The organism is Zongyangia sp., assembly GCF_965361945.1.
Genome location: NZ_CBDTOK010000010.1, coordinates 1 through 4,050, shown reverse-complemented (window position 1 = coordinate 4,050; position 4,050 = coordinate 1). Strand labels below are relative to the sequence as shown.

At 56.2% G+C, this 4,050-nt stretch carries 2 protein-coding genes; one reads left to right on the top strand and one right to left on the bottom strand.

The window, feature by feature from the left end:
• Positions 1-417: 417 nt before the first annotated feature.
• Positions 418-2,682: a vitamin B12-dependent ribonucleotide reductase gene (locus ACZ25G_RS00695; RefSeq protein ID WP_463681186.1), complete on the bottom strand. Its 2,265-nt coding sequence runs from the start codon at positions 2,680-2,682 to the stop codon at positions 418-420.
• A gap of 585 nt (positions 2,683-3,267) precedes the next feature.
• On the opposite strand from ACZ25G_RS00695, the gene ACZ25G_RS00690 reads away from it, so the two are divergent.
• Positions 3,268-3,768, top strand: coding sequence for a flavin reductase (locus tag ACZ25G_RS00690; protein WP_191510300.1), 501 nt, complete (start codon positions 3,268-3,270; stop codon positions 3,766-3,768).
• Positions 3,769-4,050: the final 282 nt, after the last annotated feature.

Below are 4,050 nucleotides of genomic sequence, written 5' to 3'. Positions count from 1 at the left end.
CGCCGAAACCGCCCACGGCCCCTCCCGGGGCGGGAAGACGCGCCCTGGGTTTTATTTTGTAACACTGTTCGCGATGCCCGCAACTGAGCTGCGATTGAAACCACAGCGCGATATCCCCCGGCGGTAGCCGGCGCGCCTGGCGGCGAGCATGACGCGCTCCAAGTCCTGTTCGCGACATTGCCGCGGCACACGCGCTCCTGGCGGGCAGCAAGTCGCGCCCCAAGTCTCGTTCGAAACACCGCCGCGTCACACGCGATTAAGTTACCCATTGCGCCTATCCGCGACATCCCCCACCGGTAGGTGGCACGCCTAGCGGCGGGCATGACGCGCTCCAAGTCTCGTTTGCGACATTGTCGCGGCACACGCGTTTTTGTTTTTCATTGCGCCGCAGCGCGATATGTCAGCGGCGACTCGCCGCTAGTTGCATTTGGAGTAACCGCAGCTGCGGCAGGAGACGCAGCCGCCCTCATGCTCCATTTCGGCGCCGCATTCAGGGCAGTACTTCATGGCGCCGGGATGGGTGGGCGCGGGGCGCTTTTGGGCGTCCTCCGCAACGAAGGGCATGGCCTCGTTCTTGTGAAGGCTCTGGAAGTCCGCCACCTTCTTGATGACCTTGGCGATGGCGTCCGGGCAGGAGGTGCAGTTGACGTCCTGACGGCGGATGGTGGAGGGGCAGCGGATGCCCCGCAGCTGGTCGATGATCTCATCCAGGTCAATGCCGGAGCGCAGGGCGATGGAGACAAGCCTTGCCGTGGCTTCCGACTGGGAGGGACAGCCTCCCGCCTTGCCGGTGGAGGTGAAGACCTCGCAGATGCCGTTTTCATCGTAGTTGACGGTGACATACAGGTTGCCGCAGCCGATCCGCATCCGCTCGGTCATGCCGGAGGTGATTTCCGGCCGGGGACGGGGCAGGATCTTGGTCTGAGGCAGCTGGAGCCCGGCGGCTTCGGGAGCTTTGGCGTCCCCCTCCTTCTTCACCGAGCCGATGTTGAGGACCTGGCTGTCCCGGCTGCCGTCCCGGTAGATGGTGACGCCCTTGCACTGGAGCCGGTAAGCCAACATATACACCTCCCGGACGTCCTCAATGGTGGCGTCGTGGGTGAAGTTGACGGTTTTGGAGACAGCGTTGTCGGTATGGCGCTGGAACGCCGCCTGCATCTTCACGTGATAGGTGGGGGAAATGTCATGGGAGCAGACAAAGACGTCCTTGATGTCCTGGGGAATCTCGTCGATGTGCTGGAGGGTCCCCTGGGCCGCGATCTTCCGCATGAGCCCGTCGCTGTAAAGCCCCCGTTTTTCCAAGGTCTCCCGAAGGATGGGGTTGACCTCGATCATCTCGGTGTTATCCATGACGTTGCGGATGAACACATAGGCAAAGACCGGCTCCACCCCGGAGGAACATCCGGCGATGATGGAGAGGGTGCCGGTGGGGGCGATGGTGGTGCAGGTGGCGTTGCGCAGAGGCGCCCCGTCTTTATAAATGCTCTCGGCGAAGAGGGGGAAAGCCCCTCTCTCTTTGGCCAGCTCCTCGCTGGCGGCCCGGGCGTGGGCGGTGATAAAGTCCATGATTTTTTCGCCTAGGGCCACGCCCTCCTCAGAGTTGTAAGCTACCCCCAGCCGGGCCAGCATATCGGCAAAGCCCATGACCCCCAGGCCGATCTTCCGGGTCTCTTTGGTCACCTTGTCGATGAGATCCAGGGGGTATTTGTTGACCTCGATGACGTTATCCAGGAAGTGGACAGCCAGCTTTACCGTCTTTGCCAGCTTCTCCTCGTCGATTTCCCAGCCGCCGGAGGTTTCTTTGAGCATATTGCACAGGTTGATGGAGCCCAGGTTGCAGGACTCATAGGGCAGCAGGGGCTGCTCCCCGCAGGGGTTGGTGCTCTCGATCTCCCCCTGGCTGGGGACTACGTTATCCCGGTTGAGCCGGTCTAAGAAGATGATGCCCGGCTCCCCGTTTCTCCAGGCGGCCTCTACGATCTTGTCAAAGACCGCTTTGGCGGAAAGATGTCCCACCACCTCTTTGGTGTGGGGATCGATCAGGTCGTAGTCGGCGTCCTGCTCCACCGCCTTCATAAAGTCCTCGGTGATGCCCACCGAAATGTTGAAGTTGGTGATGTCGGCGTTGTTTTTTTTGCAGTCGATAAAGTCCAGGATATCGGGATGATCCACCCGGAGGATGCCCATGTTGGCGCCCCGGCGGGTGCCGCCCTGCTTGACCGCCTCGGTGGCCATGTTAAAGACCCGCATAAAGCTCACCGGTCCGCTGGCCACGCCGCCGGTGGTCTTGACGGTGGACCCGGCCGGCCGCAGCCGGGAGAAGGAAAATCCGGTGCCGCCGCCGGACTTGTGGATGAGGGCGGCGTTTTTCACCGTCTCAAAAATCGCCTCCATAGAGTCCTCAATGGGCAGCACGAAACAGGCCGAAAGCTGACCCAAAGGCCGCCCGGCGTTCATGAGGGTGGGGGAGTTGGGGAGAAACTCCAGGTTGGTCATCATGTCATAAAACCGGTCGGACAGCCCCTCTACATCCGCCTTGGGGTCAAAATCCCGGTCCGCCTCCGCAATGGCGTCTGCCACCCGGCGGAAGAGCCCTTCTACCGTCTCGATATTTTCACCATGTTCATCTTTGACCAGGTAACGGCGCTCCAGCACCGTCCTGCCGTTTTGATTCATCTGCATCTTCCATTCCTCCGCTTTCTCAGGTGTGTATTTAAATGTACATCATCTTGGATTTTTATCACATCGGATACCACATATTGTATCACTCTAGGACTATAGATGCAATACGGCCGCACCTTTTTCGGTGATTTTGTGATATGCATAAATTTTTGATCTCATTTTTTGATGGTTTCACCAAACAAGTGAAAATAAAAGGGGTATGAAGAAAAATTCTTCAAAAAACTTTTCACCCTTTGGATTTTGCAGAAACTTTCCACATTTTCCACAGAATTTTCAACGCCCCCTTGACGTTTTTTTCAGAATACCCTAAATTTTTTTTAGCAAATCCTCGCAGTGAGTGCTTTTCAAAATGATTGTGGAAATTTTACGAATTTTCAGTTGTATGGTTTCTAAAAAAACAAGGGAAAAATCTCACAAAAAGCCTCTTGTTTTTTTGCTCCATGGGGCAGCGAAATGCCCTGTCAAGTTTTTGCCTCGGCTTTGGGGCGCTTTTTGTAGGATAGGCACAAATTTTCCACGCCGGTTGCAAGAAGGCTGTGAAAGACGTATACTGATTGGTGAAAAACAAGAGAAGGAGGCAACCGGATGTTTCGTGAAATCGCTCCCCAGGAGCTTCAAGACAACCCATTTACCCTCATCGGCAAGGACTGGCTCCTCATCACCGCCGGCAACCGGGAAAAATGCAACACCATGACCGCCAGCTGGGGCGGCGTGGGAGTCCTTTGGAATCAGGACGTCTGCACCATCTATATCCGCCCCCAGCGCTATACCAAAGAGTTTGTGGATGGGGAAAAGGAGTTTTCCCTCTGCGTCATGGATTCCTCCTACCGGGAGGCCCTCAGCCTCTGCGGCACCAAGTCGGGCCGGGATATGGACAAAATCGCCGCCTGCGGCTTCACCCTGGACTATGAGGGGGACACCCCTTACTTCAAAGAGGCCCGGCTGGTGATCCTTTGCGAAAAGCTCTACGCCCAGGAGCTGGCGCCCCAGTATTTCACCGCAGAGGGCTATGACGAAAGATACTACCCGGACAAGGACTACCACACCATGTATGTGGGCCGGATCAAAAAGATCCTGGTGAAATAACCCAAAGAAAAAGGACCGTCGCGGGTGAGGCGTCCTATGAAAGTTATCATTTGGTAGCGTCAAAAACAAAGGATCCTTGATTCGACGGCGTTCCATAAGCAAGCAAAAAGAGTTTCGGCAGAAACCGGCGTGTTAGATCACGCCGGTTTCTGCTTGTTTAGGTTATTTTTTATCTTGTTGTACCACCTGTTATCCTTTTCGAATTGATCCATTCAAATGGACAGGGAGAACTGCCGTTTCATTTGGAACGGACAATCCTCCCTGCCGTGTAAAATTAGATTT